Origin of the sequence: Aestuariibius violaceus, assembly GCF_040779325.2 — a bacterium.
In the GTDB taxonomy this organism is placed as follows: domain Bacteria; phylum Pseudomonadota; class Alphaproteobacteria; order Rhodobacterales; family Rhodobacteraceae; genus Aestuariibius; species Aestuariibius violaceus.
The window spans coordinates 759,500-774,206 of the sequence record NZ_JBFONT020000002.1 but is presented as its reverse complement, the minus strand read 5'-3'; the positions used below and the strand labels follow the sequence as shown (position 1 = coordinate 774,206).

General features: G+C 65.1%; 13 protein-coding genes. 5 read left to right on the top strand and 8 right to left on the bottom strand.

What is annotated here, in order from left to right:
* The first annotated feature begins 15 nt into the window (after positions 1-15).
* Complete coding sequence (locus AADZ90_RS11005) at positions 16-480, top strand: carbonic anhydrase (RefSeq protein ID WP_367310046.1); 465 nt, start codon at positions 16-18, stop codon at positions 478-480.
* A 33-nt stretch (positions 481-513) separates the two neighbouring features.
* On the opposite strand, the gene AADZ90_RS11000 is transcribed toward AADZ90_RS11005, so the two are convergent.
* From AADZ90_RS11000 to acsA, 4 genes are read right to left on the bottom strand one after another with little or no spacing between them, the layout of a single operon-like run.
* Positions 514-759: an acyl carrier protein gene (locus AADZ90_RS11000; protein ID WP_367310045.1), complete on the bottom strand. Its 246-nt coding sequence runs from the start codon at positions 757-759 to the stop codon at positions 514-516.
* Entirely contained in the window at positions 756-1,979 is a 1,224-nt protein-coding gene (locus AADZ90_RS10995; protein WP_367310044.1) for a dihydrolipoamide acetyltransferase family protein, read from the bottom strand. Before AADZ90_RS10995 ends, AADZ90_RS11000 begins: the two co-directional genes overlap by 4 nt.
* 3 nt (positions 1,980-1,982) lie before the next feature.
* Entirely contained in the window at positions 1,983-3,977 is a 1,995-nt protein-coding gene (gene pdhA, locus AADZ90_RS10990) for a pyruvate dehydrogenase (acetyl-transferring) E1 component subunit alpha (protein WP_367310043.1), read from the bottom strand.
* On the bottom strand, positions 3,974-5,716 hold the full coding sequence (acsA, locus tag AADZ90_RS10985; protein WP_367310042.1) for an acetate--CoA ligase: 1,743 nt from the start codon (positions 5,714-5,716) through the stop codon (positions 3,974-3,976). Before acsA ends, pdhA begins: the two co-directional genes overlap by 4 nt.
* A gap of 303 nt (positions 5,717-6,019) precedes the next feature.
* Between acsA and AADZ90_RS10980 the strand changes: the two genes are divergently transcribed.
* Genes AADZ90_RS10980 through AADZ90_RS10965 form a run of 4 tightly spaced genes read left to right on the top strand, consistent with a single transcriptional unit; the run spans position 6,020 to position 10,951 of the window.
* The gene (locus AADZ90_RS10980; RefSeq protein WP_367310041.1) at positions 6,020-7,045 is read left to right on the top strand and encodes a BMP family lipoprotein; all 1,026 of its coding nucleotides are present in this window, start codon (positions 6,020-6,022) and stop codon (positions 7,043-7,045) included.
* Entirely contained in the window at positions 7,045-8,556 is a 1,512-nt protein-coding gene (locus tag AADZ90_RS10975) for an ABC transporter ATP-binding protein (protein ID WP_367310040.1), read from the top strand. Before AADZ90_RS10980 ends, AADZ90_RS10975 begins: the two co-directional genes overlap by 1 nt.
* Positions 8,553-9,683: an ABC transporter permease gene (locus AADZ90_RS10970; RefSeq protein ID WP_367310039.1), complete on the top strand. Its 1,131-nt coding sequence runs from the start codon at positions 8,553-8,555 to the stop codon at positions 9,681-9,683. The genes AADZ90_RS10975 and AADZ90_RS10970 overlap by 4 nt, the downstream gene beginning before the upstream one ends.
* A complete protein-coding gene (locus AADZ90_RS10965; RefSeq protein WP_367310038.1) occupies positions 9,680-10,951 on the top strand; it encodes an ABC transporter permease in 1,272 nt (423 codons plus the stop codon). Before AADZ90_RS10970 ends, AADZ90_RS10965 begins: the two co-directional genes overlap by 4 nt.
* A 60-nt stretch (positions 10,952-11,011) precedes the next feature.
* Here AADZ90_RS10965 and AADZ90_RS10960 read toward each other — a convergent pair whose 3' ends face one another.
* The 4 genes from AADZ90_RS10960 to AADZ90_RS10945 all read right to left on the bottom strand — a co-directional run bounded on the left by AADZ90_RS10960 (position 11,012) and on the right by AADZ90_RS10945 (position 14,486).
* Positions 11,012-11,272, bottom strand: coding sequence for a hypothetical protein (locus tag AADZ90_RS10960; protein ID WP_367310037.1), 261 nt, complete (start codon positions 11,270-11,272; stop codon positions 11,012-11,014).
* Positions 11,269-11,823, bottom strand: a complete 555-nt coding sequence (locus AADZ90_RS10955) for a hypothetical protein (RefSeq protein ID WP_367310036.1) — start codon at positions 11,821-11,823, stop codon at positions 11,269-11,271. Before AADZ90_RS10955 ends, AADZ90_RS10960 begins: the two co-directional genes overlap by 4 nt.
* A gap of 10 nt (positions 11,824-11,833) precedes the next feature.
* Positions 11,834-12,193, bottom strand: a complete 360-nt coding sequence (locus AADZ90_RS10950) for a GerW family sporulation protein (protein WP_367310035.1) — start codon at positions 12,191-12,193, stop codon at positions 11,834-11,836.
* A gap of 175 nt (positions 12,194-12,368) precedes the next feature.
* A complete protein-coding gene (locus AADZ90_RS10945; RefSeq protein WP_367310034.1) occupies positions 12,369-14,486 on the bottom strand; it encodes a putative bifunctional diguanylate cyclase/phosphodiesterase in 2,118 nt (705 codons plus the stop codon).
* Between the last annotated feature and the right edge of the window lie 221 nt (positions 14,487-14,707).

The following is a 14,707-nucleotide window of genomic DNA, read 5'->3' as shown; positions in this document are numbered from 1 at the left end:
CTGAGGGAGGTTTGAGTGAATCTGCGATTGGCACATCCACAACCGGCTGACACCAACAGCTCCGCCCATCAGGCCGAGGCGCTGGTACTCAGTTGCATGGATTTCCGCCTGATCGGCGCGGTGGCCGACTACATGGACACCCGCGGGCTTGCGGGGCGCTATGACCACATCATCCTTGCCGGCGGCGCGATGGGCGTGATGGCGAAGGATCACCCGGACTGGGACAGGACGTTCTGGCAGCATCTGTCCCTGGCGCGCAAGCTGCACGGGATCAAGCGGCTGATCCTGATCGACCACCGCGATTGCGGGGCCTGCAAGATGTTCGTCGGGCCCGACTGCGCCGACGATCCGGATGGCGAATTGGTCACTCATATGCGCGTGATGGAGGCGCTTGCCGACGACGTCCGCACACGCGAACCCGGGCTGGAGGTCGAACTGATCCTCATGGATCTGGACGGAACCGTGACCTCTTTGTCCTGATCCCTGCTTGACAGATGATCCTCGCTGACGCGGCTATCCAACGTGCTTGGAGATGTAGCCCACGGCCATCTTCAATGTTGCGATCTGGCTGTAATCCGCTTCGGGAATGTTCAGGTCGAGGCGTTTGTGAAGTGCGCTGACCAGATTGAGGACATCCATGGAGTCGAGCCCAAGATCGTCCTGGAGATGGTCGTCGTCAGAGACGGTCTTCGGATCGATATCGGGCGCGACCCCGACAAGTTCATTGAGGAAGATCGCGCGGATCTCGTCGTCTTTCATAGGGACTCCGGTGCAGAGATGTAGTCTTCGAATTCGGCGACGTAGCGGGCGGCCTGCCGGGCGTCGCTGACGCGATGATCGACCGAGAGGGTGAGCGTGACGACCGTCCGCGGCTCGACGGCGCCGTCGACAACCCAGGGGCGGATCTGCGGCGCGCCGAGGCCGACGAGGGCGACCTGCGGCGGGAAAATGACCCCGGCCATGCCCTCGGCCCCGGTTTCGCCCAGGCTCGAAACGGTGATGGTCCCCGCCGTCATCTCCGACCCGCGCAGACGCCCCGCGCGGGCGCGGGTGACAAGATCGCGCATGGCGGCCATGGTTTCATCAAGTGTCATCTCCGCCGCGTCCATCAGCGCAGGCGCGACGAGCCCGCCGCCGCGCAGCGCGATCGCGATGCCCGGATTGACCGTGTCGGCGGGGCGGAAGACGCCGTCGGTGAAATGACCATTCGAGGTGCCGACCCGGGCCGCGGCCAGCGTCGCGGCGCGCACGAAGAGCGCACCGAGGAGGAGGCGCTGGTCAGGCGGCAGGTCGGCGTTTCGGCGGGCGAGCCAGTCGACCGCCGGCTGAACGTCGATTGTTTGCGAGAGGTAAAAGTGCGGGATCGTCTGCTTGGACCGGGTCATCGCGGCGGCGATCGCCTTGCGCATCTCCTCGATCTGGCTGCCGGTCTTTGGCGGGGCCGTCTCCTGTGCGGGTCTAGGGGCGCCCTTTGCACCTGGTGCGGCCCGCTCGATATCGCCAAGGAGGATGACCCCGTTCGGCCCTGTTCCCTTGACCTCTGCTAGGTCGAGCTGAAGTTCCTCCGCCCGGATGCGGGCGGCTGGTGAGGCGGCGACCTGCCCGGGCGGAGTGACCGGTGCCACTGCAGGCGCGGGCGGCATGGTGCGTCCGGGCGCCCGTGGCGGTTCCGCCGCCGTGGCCGATGGCGGGCTGGCCGGAGGCTCAGCCACAGGCGGCGGGGCTGCTTCCCGAGGGGCTTCGCCCTCTGCACCAATCAAGGCAAGCGGCGCGCCGACAGGGAGCTTCTGGCCGAGCTCTGCCTTCAGCTCTTTCACCGTGCCTTCCTCGAAGCACTCGATCTCGATGGCGCCCTTCTGGGTTTCAACCACCGCGACGATGTCGCCGCGTTTCACCGTATCTCCCGGTTGCACCAGCCATTCGACCAGCGTCCCCGCCTCCATATCGGCACCAAGCGAGGGCATGGCGAAGAGCCCCATCGCTTAGCGCCCCAGAGCCGCTTTGGCCGCCGCCACGATGGCGGGCACCTGCGGGATCGCGGCGTCTTCAAGGTGTTTGGGGTAGGGGATCGGTACCTCGGCCGAACAGACCCGGCCGAGTGGTGCGTCGAGCGACCAGAACGCCTGCTCGACGATCCGCGCCATGATCTCGGCCGAGAGCGATCCGGTGCGCCAGCCCTCATCGACGATGACGGCGCGCCGGGTTTTGGCGACCGATGCCATGATCGTCGCGTCGTCGAGCGGGCGGAGGGTGCGGAGGTCCATGACCTCGGCCGCGATCCCCTCCGCGGCGAGCGCCTCCGCCGCCTCGAGCGTCTTCCAGAGCGAACCGCCATAAGTAATGAGCGTCAGGTCGGTCCCCTCGCGCCGAATGACCGCCCTGTCGATGTCGACAGGGCCTGCGACCTCGTCGAGCTGACCGGTCATGTTGTAGAGCATCACGTTCTCGAAGATCAGCACCGGGTCGGGATCCTGCAGCGCGGTCCAGAGCATGCCGCGCGCATCCTCGACCGTCGCCGGGGCCAGCACCTTGAGGCCCGGGATATGGGCGTACCACCCTTCAAGGCTGTGCGAGTGCTGCGCGGCCAGTTGCTTGCCTGCCCCGGTCGCCATACGGATCACGAGCGGCACGCCGAACTGTCCGCCCGACATATGGCGGATCGTGGCAGCGGTATTCATGATCTGGTCGAGCGCGAGAAGCGAGAAGTTGACCGTCATCAACTCGACGATCGGCCGCATGCCCGCGGCCGCCGCGCCGATCCCGGCGCCGGTGAAACCCGATTCCGAAAGGGGCGTGTCGCGGATCCGGTCAGCCCCGAATTCCTCCATCAGGCCCTTCGATACGGCATAGCAACCGCCATAGGCGCCGACATCCTCACCCATCAGGAACACGCGATCATCGCCGATCATCGCCTCGCGGATCGCCTGCTTCATCGCCTCGCGATAGGTGATCTCGACGGTCTGGCCGGACAGCTTGGCGGGCTCCGGCGGGGGAGGGGCCTCGCCCATCACATGGGTGGTCAAATCCGCCACCGGCTCCCACCTGCCGGCCTCGGCAAACGCGACCGCCTCGGCAATCTCGGCGGCCACCTCAGCCTCGATCTTGGCCACCTCTTCGTCGTGGATCAGACCGTTCTCCAGAAGCCAGCCCTGAAAGCGGAGGATCGGGCCCTTCTCGCGCCACTCCGCGACCTCGGCCTTGTCGCGGTAAAGCTGGGCGTCGAACATGGAATGCGCCCGAAAGCGGTAGGTCATGCATTCCAGAAGCATCGGCGCGCCGGTCTCGCGGATGCGGGCGATCGCCTTGCGCGCGGCCGCCTCGACCGCGACGACATCCATCCCGTCGACCTTCTGGGCCTCGATCAGATAGGCCTTGGCCTTGTCGGCAACATCGATCTCGGATTCGGTCCGCTCCAGGGCCGAGCCCATGGCGTAGCCGTTGTTCTCGCAGACGAAGAGCACGGGGAGCTTCCAGAGCGCAGCGAGGTTCATCGTCTCGTGGAACTCGCCTTCCGCGACGGCGCCCTCGCCGAAGAAGCAGGCGGTGACGTTGGTCTCCCCCAGCATCCGGTCGGCAAGTGCCAGCCCGCCCGCCAGCGGCAATCCACCACCGACGATCGCGTTGCCGCCGTAGAAGTTCGTGGCCGCGTCAAACAGGTGCATCGACCCGCCGCGCCCGCCCGAGCAGCCTTCGGCCTTGCCGTACATCTCGGCCAGGATCGGGCCTATGCCCACCCCGCGCGCCAGCGCATGACCATGTTCACGGTAGGTGGCGACGACCCGGTCCGTATCGGCCAGCACCGGGATAACCCCGGCGGCCACCGCTTCCTCCCCGTCATAGAGGTGCAGGAAGCCGCGGATCTTCTCCTGCGTATAAAGCTCGGCGCATTTGTCTTCGAAGCGGCGGATGCGGATCATCTCCCGCAAAAGCGCCAGCACATGGGTCCGGTCGAGCTTTGGCTTGAGGGTCACGGTCATGTCTCATCACTTTCCAGCGTGGAAATGTCGCCTTCGGGAAGTCCCAGTTCGCGCGCCTTCAGAAGCCGGCGCATGATCTTGCCCGACCGGGTCTTGGGCAGCGATGTGCGGAACAGGACTTCCCGCGGCGCGACCGCCGGCCCAAGCACCTTGCGCGCATGCCCGCGCACCTCGCGTTCGAGTGTGTCTGACGGCTCAAAACCGGGGTTGAGTGTCACATAGGCCCTGACAACCTCGCCCGCCGTTTCGTCCGGCAGGCCGATCACGCCAGCCTCGGCGACGGCATCATGTTCGATCAGGGCGCTTTCGACCTCGAACGGGCCGATCAGGTGCCCCGACGTCTTGATCAGGTCGTCGGCGCGCCCGACAAACCAGAAATAGCCGTCCTTGTCGCGCATCGCGAGATCGCCTGAGAGGTACCAGCCATCGACAAAGCACTTATCGTAGCGCGCCTGCTCATGCAGGTAGGCCCGCATCATCGACGGCCAGCCCGGCCGCAGCGCCAGTTCGCCGATCTCGCCTGTCTTGCAGTCTCGCAGGCCGCCATCGTCGCGCGCAACGATGCCCGCCTCGATCCCGGGCAGCGGCTTGCCCATCGACCCCGGCTGGATGTCCATTTCCGCCGTGTTGGCGATCATGATGCCGCCGGTTTCGGTCTGCCACCAATTGTCGTGGAACGGACGGCCGAAAATCTCGTTGCTCCAGACGACCGCCTCGGGGTTGAGCGGTTCGCCGACGCTGGCGAGAAACCGGAGCTTGGAGAAATCGTAGCTTTGCGCCGCTTCCTTGCCTGCGCGCATCAGCATCCGGATCGCTGTCGGCGCGCTGTACCAGACCTGCACGCCTTCGTCCTGCAGGATGGAGTACCAGCGGTCGAGGTCGAACTCGGCCTCGTCGACGATCATCGTCACCCGGTTCACGAGCGGTGAGATGATGCCGTAGGAGGTGCCGGTGACCCAGCCCGGATCGGCGGTGCACCAGTAGATGTCGCCGGGTTTCAGGTCGAGCGCGAAGCGCCCGGTCGCCGCATGGGCGACGACGGCGCCGTGGACATGAACCGCACCCTTGGGCCTTCCGGTCGTGCCGGAGGTGAAGTGGATCAGCGCCATGTCGTCGGGCATCGTCGGCGCCGTTTCGAACTGGTCGGCGGCCCTCTCAAGCTCCGGGCCGAGGGCGACACAACCTTCGGGCGCCTCATCGTGATCGACGGTCAGCACAAGCCGCAGCGATGGAACTTCGTCGCGCCAGGCGGCAACCTTCCTGCGGTACAGCCCGGCGGTCGTGACCAGCACGTTGCCTTCCCCGATCTCAAGCCGCGCCTTGATGGGCTCGGGGCCAAAAGCGGCGAAGAGGGGGGTGAAGGTCATGCCCGCCTTCAGCGTTCCAAGGGCTGCGGCATAAAGCTCGGGCACACGCCCCATCAATCCGTAGACCCGCGTGCCGGGCCCCAGGCCTTGTGCCTTCAGCAAATTGGCGAACCGCGCGGCCATGCCGGTCAGTTCGGCGTAGGTGATATCGCGCCGGTCGCCGGTCTTGCCCAGCCAGCGAAGCGCCACCTGATCCCCGTGGCCCGCGGCCACATGCCGATCAAGCGCCTCATGCGCGATGTTGAGGCCTCCGCCAGGAAGACCCTCCAGCATCTGGCGCGCGTCCTCCCAGGTGAAGCTTGCTCTGACGTCGTCCGTAAGGTTTGCGGCTCCGCGCGTGGCTGCATCCTTGCTGATCGCTGCCCAGCCCATGACCTGTCCTCCCGTTGGGAACCATAGCGCGCGCATCCCCGGGGATCTTGACGTCCGTCAAACGGACGCTTGCCTCTGCAGATTGGGCACCAACATCGGATCCTCTGCCGGACTTCGGCGCGATAACGGGCGTTCATCAAGCTTCCAGAAGAGCATGTTAAATTGACGTCCCGTATAGGGCCGCCTCTCCCGACAGGCTCCATTTGACGCCTGTCAACAAGCCGGCCTCGCAGAATTGATACGCCACTCTGGAAAGGCCGAGATTATCGCCGCTCTGCGGTTCGGGACTCCTGGGAGGGAAAGATGACGTTTCAGACAGTAAAGCTAATCACAAGACTGGCCGCCGCATCGCTAATCGCGTCGGCCTCTGCAGCCGGTGCCTTTACCGCCTGCCAGGTCACCGACACAGGCGGGATTGACGACAACAGCTTCAACCAGACGGCCTGGAAGGGCGTTCAGGACGCCGAGGCTGAACTCGGCATTGAGGCCCGGTTTCTGGAGAGCCAGGCCGAGACCGATTACGAGGCCAACATCAACTCGCTGCTCGGAGACTGCGACCTGATGGTGACCGTGGGCTTCCTGCTCGGCGATGCCACGCAGAAGGCGGCTCAGGCCAATCCCGATCAGAAGTTCTCGATCGTCGACTTCTCCTACGATCCGGCGATCCCGAACGTGCTGGGTCAGGTCTATGCCACGGACGAGGCGGCGTTTCTGGCAGGCTACCTCGCCGCTGGAATGACGGAGACCGGCATCCTCGGCACCTTCGGCGGCATCAACATCCCGCCCGTGACGATCTTCATGGACGGTTTTCATCGCGGCGTGACGTACCACAACGCCGAAAAAGGCACAGATGTCACCGTGCTGGGCTGGGATCCCGATGTGGGCGAGGGGCTTTTCACCAACAACTTTGAATCCCTCGATGACGGGCGGGCCTTCGCGCAGAACCTCTATGACGAAGGCGCCGACATCGTGCTGCCCGTCGCGGGCCCGGTGGGCCTCGGCTCGGCTGCGCTGGCCGACGAGCTGGGGACCGACCAGCTCAAGATCATCGGCGTCGATGCCGATCTCTTTCTTACTGATCCCGAAAAGGGCCACGTCTACCTGACCTCGATCACAAAACGGATGGATGCCACCGTGCTCGAAGTGATCCGGCGCGCTCAGGAGGGCACGTTCGAGGGTGGCGTGATCGTCGGCCAGCTTGAGAATGGCGGCGTCGATATCGCGCCGTTCCACGACATGGATGCGCTGGTACCGCAAGATCTGAAGGATGAGCTGGCCGAGATCCGGCAAGGCATCATCGACGGCACGATCCCCGTCGACGGTTCGTAATGCAGGTCGAACTGCGCGGCCTGACCAAGCGCTTCGGCCCGGTGGTCGCCAACCGGGCCGTCGATCTGGTCTTGAAGCCGGGGGAGGTGCTTGGGCTGCTCGGTGAAAACGGCGCTGGCAAGTCGACCCTCATGAACATGCTGTGCGGCCTCTACACCCCGGACGAGGGCGAGATCCTGATCGACGGCCAGCCGGTGCACTTCAAGGGTCCGGGCGAGGCGATCGCCGCCGGGATCGGCATGGTGCACCAGCACTTCATGCTCGTCCCGGTCTTCTCGGTGGTGGAAAATGTCGTGCTGGGCATCGAACCGACCAAGCGCCTGGACTTCCTGGATCTGGCCAAGGCGCGCGAACAGGTGCGCGAGATCGGCCGTCAATACGGCCTGGAAGTCGACCCCGACGCCCTGATCGAGAGCTTGCCCGTGGGCGTCCAGCAACGGGTCGAGATCATCAAGGTCCTCTTCCGGTCTGCCGACGTCCTGATCCTCGACGAACCCACGGCCGTGCTGACGCCGCAGGAGGTGCAGGAGTTCTTCGAAATCGTCCGATCCCTGCGGGACGACGGCAAGGCAATCGTCTTCATCACTCACAAGCTGAACGAGATCCTCGAGATCGCAGATCGGATCAGCGTCCTGCGCAACGGCGAAATCGTGGGGGAGGGCGATCCGGCGGATCTGACGAAGGAAACCCTGGCCGAGATGATGGTTGGCCGCCCCGTCAGCCTCAGCCTCGGCAAAACCGCCCGGGCGCCGGGCGAGACGATCCTGGACGTGCGCAACCTCGTCGTCTTGCGGGATGATGACCGGATGGCGGTCGATAACATCAGCCTGTCGATACACAGTGGCGAGATCGTCGGCCTCGCCGGGGTGCAGGGCAACGGGCAATCGGCGTTGATCGAGGCGATCACCGGCCTGCGCCAAGCGGCAAGCGGGACGGTGACCTATCTGGGCGAGGACATCACCGGCGTCTCCGTCCGCAAGCGCCACCGGATGGGCATCGCCCATATCCCCGAGGATCGGCTGCGGTCGGGACTGATCGCCGATTTCACGATTGCCGAGAACATGGTGCTCGACACCTATTACGACGACAGGTTCGCGCAGGCTGGCCAGGTTGTCTGGACGCGGGCCGAGCGTTGGGCCGCGAAAGCCGCGAGCGAATTCGACATCCGCACGCCCTCGGTCTTCCTGAAAGCCGGCAACCTGTCCGGCGGCAACCAGCAGAAACTCATCGTCGCCCGCGAACTGTCGCGGGAAACCAAACTGGTCGTGGCGGCGCAACCCACGCGCGGGCTTGATGTCGGATCCATCGAGTATATCCACCGTCGCCTGCTGGCCGCCCGTGACGAGGGCGACGGCATCCTGATCATGTCCTCCGAACTTGACGAGATCCTCGCGCTCTCCGACCGCATCCTCGTGATGTTCAAGGGCCGGATCGTCGCCGAGTTCGACGCGCGCGAGGCTCCGCCCGACAAGTCGGCGGTCGGATTGTCCATGGCGGGGATGGCAGCATGACCCTGAATGAAAACCTCGACACCGCCACCGCCAAGCTGCTTGAGCGCGCTGCTCCTGGGCGGGCGGAATTCGAAGATCTCGTCGTGGTTCCGCTCTTTGCGGTGGCCGTCGCGCTGGCGCTCGGGGCGCTGACGATGCTGGCGACGAATGTCGATCTGGCCACGATCGGCCGGTCCTATGTCGCGCTGCTGCAAGGGTCGGTCGGGTCGCTTTCGGCGCTGTCCGAGACCTTGACCGCCGCCGCGCCGCTGGTGCTTGCGGGGCTTGGCCTCGCGCTGGGCTTCCGGGCGGGGCTCTTCAATATCGGGGCCGAAGGGCAGATCCTCATGGGAGGCATGGCGGCGGTCATCACCGGGTTCAGCCTGGCGGGACTGCCGTTCCCGATCCTCCTGCCGCTTTGCCTGCTGGCCGGGGCGCTGGCCGGGGCGGCCTACGCGTCCATCGCCGGGATCCTGAAGGCGGCGACCGGTGCGCATGAGGTGATCTCGACAATCATGCTGAACCTGATCTCCTACCGGCTGGTCGATTACCTCCTGCGCCTGCCTTTCATCCAGAAGGAAGGGCGCGCCGACCCGATCTCGAAATCCGTGCCGCCCAATGCGGAGTTACCTCGGCTTCTGGACTGGCTGGACCCCAACCTGCGGGTGCACGGGGGCGTGTTCCTCGTCATCGCGGCGGTCATCTTCGCCTATTGGCTACTTTTCCGGTCCAAGATCGGGTTCGAGTTCCGGGCGAGCGGGGCCAATCCCGATGCCGCGCGCTATGCCGGCATGAAGGCAGGGCTCATCATCGTCATCGCCATGGCCACCGCCGGGGCGCTGGCAGGTCTCGCGGGCGCCAACCAGGTGCTTGGTGTGCTTGGCCGAACGTCCCCCGGCTTTTCGGCAGGCATCGGCTTTGATGCCATTGCCGTGGCGCTTCTGGGCCGGTCCCACCCCGTGGGCGTCCTCTTCGCGGGCCTGCTCTTCGGCGCGCTCGAGGCTGGCGGGCGGCAGATGCAGGTCGATGCCGGCGTCAGTATCGACCTGATCGGGATCATCCAGGCGCTGATCATCGTCTTCATCGCGGCCCCGATCCTTGTCCGGGCGATCTTCCCCTGGGGTTTCCGGCGGGGGGAGCAGAAATGACCACCTCCCCGGATGTCAGCGTGATGCCCCAGACCGCCGTTGCGACGGCCTGGCGCCGCAGGTCCCGTATCTACGGCATCGTGCTCATCGGGCTGGCGCTGCTTGTGGCGTTCATCTTCGGGCCGGATGTGGATGGCGACGCCACCTTCCGCCTGTCGCGCCCGAAAGATCCCTTCGCCTTGCCCAACCTCGTCGTCCCGGCCGCGCCGTTCACCTATATCGCCGCGGCCTTGCTCGCCTTTCTCGGCGCGCGCGAGTTCCTCCGCGGCGGCGGAAGGTGGAGCAGCATCGCCCTCGGCGTCGGTCTGGCTATCGCTGTTGTCGCGCTCCTTGTCTGGGCCACGGCCGGCAAGTCTTTCTCCCTCACCGGGATGCTGCAGGCGACGATGGTCCGGGCCGTTCCCATCGCGCTTGGCGGGTTGGCGGGCGTGCTCTGCGAACGGGTCGGGGTCGTCAACATCGCGATCGAGGGCATGCTGCTGGCAGGCGCCTTCACGGGCGCTCTGGTCGGATCGCTTCTGGGCGGCTGGATGGGGCTCCTGACCGCGGTGATCATCGGCGGCGCCTTCGGCTTCATGCTTGCCGCGCTCGTCGTCACCTACCGGATGGACCAGATCATCGCGGGCGTCGTGATCAACCTCTTCGTACTGGGCCTGACCAGCTATGTCAGTTCGCAGGTCTTCGCAGAGTACCGCAGCCTCAACGACGCGCCGGTATTCCGCGCCTTCAAGATCCCCATCCTGAGCGATATCCCGGTCATCGGACCGATGCTCTTCAACCAGAACATCTTCGTCTACGGCGCGCTGATCCTCGTCGCCATCGCGACCTATTACCTCTTCTACACCCGCAACGGCCTGCGGGCCCGCGCGGTGGGAGAGCATCCGCGCGCCGCCGATACGCTCGGCATAAACGTCTACCGCACGCGCTACATCCACGTGACACTGGGCGGCATGGTGGCAGGCTTCGGCGGCGCATGGTTCACGCTGGGCTCGGTCGGCCGCTTTGACGAGAACATGACCGGCGGCCGCGGCTATATCGGCCTTGCCGCCATGATCTTCGGGCGCTGGCATCCGGTGGGTGCCCTCCTTGCCGCGCTGGTCTTCGGGTTCGCGGATTCGCTCCAGCAAAAGCTGGCGCTCCTGCAGACGCCGATCCCGTCCGAGTTCCTGGCCATGTTCCCCTACATCGCGACCATCGTTGTCGTGGCCGGCCTGATCGGACGTGCCCGCGCGCCGGCAGCAGACGGCAAGCCCTACATCAAGGAGTGACTGCCTGATCCAGGATAGGCCGCGCCCGTGGCAGTCCGGACTCCAGGACGCCCTGCATGCTTATGAGGTGTCGTCCAGAAGCGCTCTCAGCCGGTCAATGGCTTCGGGATAGCGAAGCTCGATCTTGGCTTCGTCATAGCTGTTGCCGTCAATACCGACCCCGTCAATCCGCCCGTCTGAGCATTGCAGAAAAAGGACGGGCCGCTTCCGGCCGACGCCCGTGATGTATCGGCCGTCCCCGCGGACACAGGTCTCCACCTCCGAAATGGCGGCGAAGGCGACGGGCCCGAGGATGACCGGAGGGTCGATCACCCAGCTCATCCGGCCCTGCCGAACGCGTGCCACCAGAAACGAACGGCCGGACCGACAAGAGACGCCGGAACGACCGAAAGGTCCACCTCGGCCCGACCCGAAAGCGCCGGGCGATCATCGAAGACCGGCTCGATGTCGAATCTGACGATCGGCGATGCCGACATCCCGTAGATCAGCGGCGCGAGCAAACCGAACGCCTGGCCGGTCTCGCCCGGATCGCCCAGGCTGAACCGCGCGTCGAGAGAGGCGCGGCGGATGCGGATGTGCTGAAGAAGATCCTCGATGAACCTCAGGCCAGCCGGGATAATCCGCTGCGCTCCGAACGTCCTTTTCTCAGGTTTTGCCGCGGGCTTTTCAGATTTCTTGGGATCAGCCTTCGTGCGGCTTCGCAGATCAATGCGCGGGCCGTACCGCCCAAACGGCCTGAGCGAGGCGTCATAGCGCCACTCGACCTCTTTCTGCAGCGAAACCTCGAGGCGGAGCGGCATGACCATAGCCAAAGCCAGAACCAGAAAAGACGCCGCAAGAACGCCGACACCGATCAGCGCCGCAATCGACATCCCCCGGTCTTCAGGTCTTTGCGCCCCCGGGCTTCGCTCTGTCCGCTGCCGTGTCGATGGCCTTGTTGGCGGTCGTGCCCAGGACTTCCGCGAAGGTCGTCATCGCGCCCTGAACCGACTCCACCCGCGCCCCGTCACCATCGATGATGATCGCGCCCAGCGGCTTGATGCCGCCGCCGGCGCCGGTGCCCGCACCATCCCCGGTCTTCGCGTTCGTGCCACCTCCCGCGCCGAAACCGAAGCCGTAGCTCACGATCGGAATGACGGTCGCGTTTCCCTTTTCAATCGGATCGCCAAGGACATTCTTGGCGTTTAGAAGCCGATCAAGTTCTTCCACAGTCCCTTTGAGGAGGCGTTCGACGTTTTCCATATCGTGGTCCCTTGCACACATACACAATTGCCGCAGAGACTGTCATGCCTCCCCCCGGCATGTCGTTGACGGCAGTCAATTCAGGCGCGCGACGGCTTCCGACGTCTTGTTGATCTCCGCAAGGACGAGAGCATCACCCGATCCAAAGCCGCCCGATGGTGGCGGGGGCAGTGGCCTACCCCGGCTGCCCCTGATCGGGACGGATCCGCGCGATGGGCTCCGGCCGTCCCAGAAGGTACCCCTGCGCCGCCTTACAATCGTCGTCGACCAGCTGGCGAAGCTGCGCCTCGGTCTCGACGCCCTCGGCAATCACCGTCACGCCAAGGGCCTGCGACAGGTTCAGAATCGATCGGATCACATCATGGGCCCGCCGGTCATCCGTCATGTCCTCGATGAAGGACTGATCGATCTTGATCTTCGAGAACGGGAATTTCACGAGGTAAGCGAGAGAGGAATACCCGGTCCCGAAATCGTCCACGACCAGCCGGACGCCCAGCTCCCGAAGGGCATCGAGGGCCGCATGCACGTTGCAGCTTTCGCTCAGCAGCGCGCTTTCCGTGAATTCGATTTCCAACCGGTCCGGCGGCAGCCCCGAGAGGCGCAATGCCTCTGTCACATCCGCCACGAGGTCCCCCATCGCAAGATGCAGGGGCGAGACATTGACTGAGACAGACAAGCCGCCCGACACGTTCACAAAATCCCGGGCCGCCCGCTCCAGAACCCAGCGCCCGATCGCATCGATCAGACCAATCGCCTCGGCCTGCGGCACGAAGGCACCGGGCATCAGCAGACCCCGCTTGGGGTGCTGCCAGCGGATCAGGGCCTCATAGCCGCAGATCTCCTCGGTCGTCAGATCGTGAAGCGGCTGGTAGTGAAGCACGAACTGGTCAGCCGCGAGGGCCTCTCGAAGCTCGCCTTCAAGGGCGAGAAGCTGTTCGTTTTCATCGGCAAGCGCCCTGTCGAAGATCTCGCACCGGTCCCGCCCCTTCGCCTTCGCAGCATAAAGCGCCTTGTCGGCCGCGATCAGCAGGTCGGAGCCCGATTTCTCGCCTTCGGCAATCGCAATACCCACCGACGCCCCGACGGATACGGCCACCGTATCGAGGGAGACTTCCTGCATCGCCGCGTGCCGCAGCCGGTCCGCCAGGGCCGTGGCATCCGCACGGTCTACCACATCGGCCAGGATCGCAAACTCGTCGCCGCCGATCCGCGCGACGACCGCGTCATCCCGCAAGGTGAACCGAAACCGCCGCGCCAGGGTCTGCAGAAGGGCGTCGCCAATCGGATGCCCGTGCGTATCGTTGACGGGCTTGAACCGGTCGAGATCGACAAGGATCAGCGCCAGAGGATTGGCCTTCGAGGCAGAGGCCGTCCGCGCCATCAGGTTCTCATCGAAGGCCCGCCGGTTGCGCAAACCGGTCAGCGCATCGGTCTGGGCCAGCTCCTCGATTTCCTTGCGGGACCGCTCCAGTTCGTGCTCGCGCTCCTTGATAGTCGTGATGTCGATCCTGAGTGACACGCGCTCGCCGCCGGGCAGCTTGCGATCGCGCGAGAGGAGCCACCGGCCATCCTCTACCTTGTAGACGTGATCGACATCCCCCTCCCGGAACACTTCGAGGCGCTTTTGAACCCACTCCTCTTTCGTGAGGACATCCTCCGGCCAGAACCCGGTTTCGACGGCCCGGCGCAAAAGGGCCTCATAGGGCGTTCCCGGGCGCATGATCGGCGCGACCAGCGGGCTCAGGGCACGGTAGGCACTGTTGGCAAGAACAAGCCGCTCGTCCCCGTCGTAAAGGCCAAAACAATCGTCCAGCGCCTCAATCGCCTCTTCCAGGCGTCTCTGGGACAGGGCCGCGGCGACCTGTGCGGCGGCCACGCTCTCCTCAGCCTGACGCGCTGTCGTCACGTCGGTATAGGTGACCACGGCCAGCCCGCCGCGATGCCGGCAATCGACCCTGACGATCCGGTCCGGCGGGATAATGCGCTCCGTCACGTAGTCTTCGCAGCGATGCATCTTCTCGCGCATCTGCGGCAGGGCAAGGGTGGCGCCGCCGTCATAATCGCCGCGGCTTGCCCCGAACTCGATAAACCTGTCCGTGGATGCACCGACCTCGAACAGTTCGGGAGGGTAGCCGAGAAGATCGCCGATGCGGGCATTGCTTAGAAGGATCGTATATCCATCGTGGACGAGCAACGCCTGCTCCATGACGTCCACAGCCAGCTGAAACACGGCCAGATCCGATGAGATGTCTGGCCCGGCGGGGGCGGCGCGAGGGCGAAGCGTCCTGGTCATGACAACGTCGTAGCAGGCAGGTCTTTCGAGAATCTGAATGCGGGTCGGCCGCGAATGCGGGCGTCAGGTCGCGTCAATCACCAAAGCCTCTCGCCAAACGCCCACCGGCGCCGCACTCGGGCAGAGAGGCTCGTGGTCGAACTTGATTTGCCAAGCCGGGTCCGGCTGATCCCGAAAAACAATCTGAAGAAGAAACAGCGATTGTCTCGCGGTTCGTTGCG

Coding starts and splice junctions, on each gene's coding strand:
- AADZ90_RS11000 (WP_367310045.1), bottom strand. CDS start 759: ATGAAAGACGACGAGATCCGCGCGATCTTCCTCAATGAACTTGTCGGG.
- AADZ90_RS10995 (WP_367310044.1), bottom strand. CDS start 1,979: ATGGGGCTCTTCGCCATGCCCTCGCTTGGTGCCGATATGGAGGCGGGG.
- pdhA (WP_367310043.1), bottom strand. CDS start 3,977: ATGACCGTGACCCTCAAGCCAAAGCTCGACCGGACCCATGTGCTGGCG.
- acsA (WP_367310042.1), bottom strand. CDS start 5,716: ATGGGCTGGGCAGCGATCAGCAAGGATGCAGCCACGCGCGGAGCCGCA.
- AADZ90_RS10980 (WP_367310041.1), top strand. CDS start 6,020: ATGACGTTTCAGACAGTAAAGCTAATCACAAGACTGGCCGCCGCATCG.
- AADZ90_RS10975 (WP_367310040.1), top strand. CDS start 7,045: ATGCAGGTCGAACTGCGCGGCCTGACCAAGCGCTTCGGCCCGGTGGTC.
- AADZ90_RS10970 (WP_367310039.1), top strand. CDS start 8,553: ATGACCCTGAATGAAAACCTCGACACCGCCACCGCCAAGCTGCTTGAG.
- AADZ90_RS10965 (WP_367310038.1), top strand. CDS start 9,680: ATGACCACCTCCCCGGATGTCAGCGTGATGCCCCAGACCGCCGTTGCG.
- AADZ90_RS10960 (WP_367310037.1), bottom strand. CDS start 11,272: ATGAGCTGGGTGATCGACCCTCCGGTCATCCTCGGGCCCGTCGCCTTC.
- AADZ90_RS10955 (WP_367310036.1), bottom strand. CDS start 11,823: ATGTCGATTGCGGCGCTGATCGGTGTCGGCGTTCTTGCGGCGTCTTTT.
- AADZ90_RS10950 (WP_367310035.1), bottom strand. CDS start 12,193: ATGGAAAACGTCGAACGCCTCCTCAAAGGGACTGTGGAAGAACTTGAT.
- AADZ90_RS10945 (WP_367310034.1), bottom strand. CDS start 14,486: ATGACCAGGACGCTTCGCCCTCGCGCCGCCCCCGCCGGGCCAGACATC.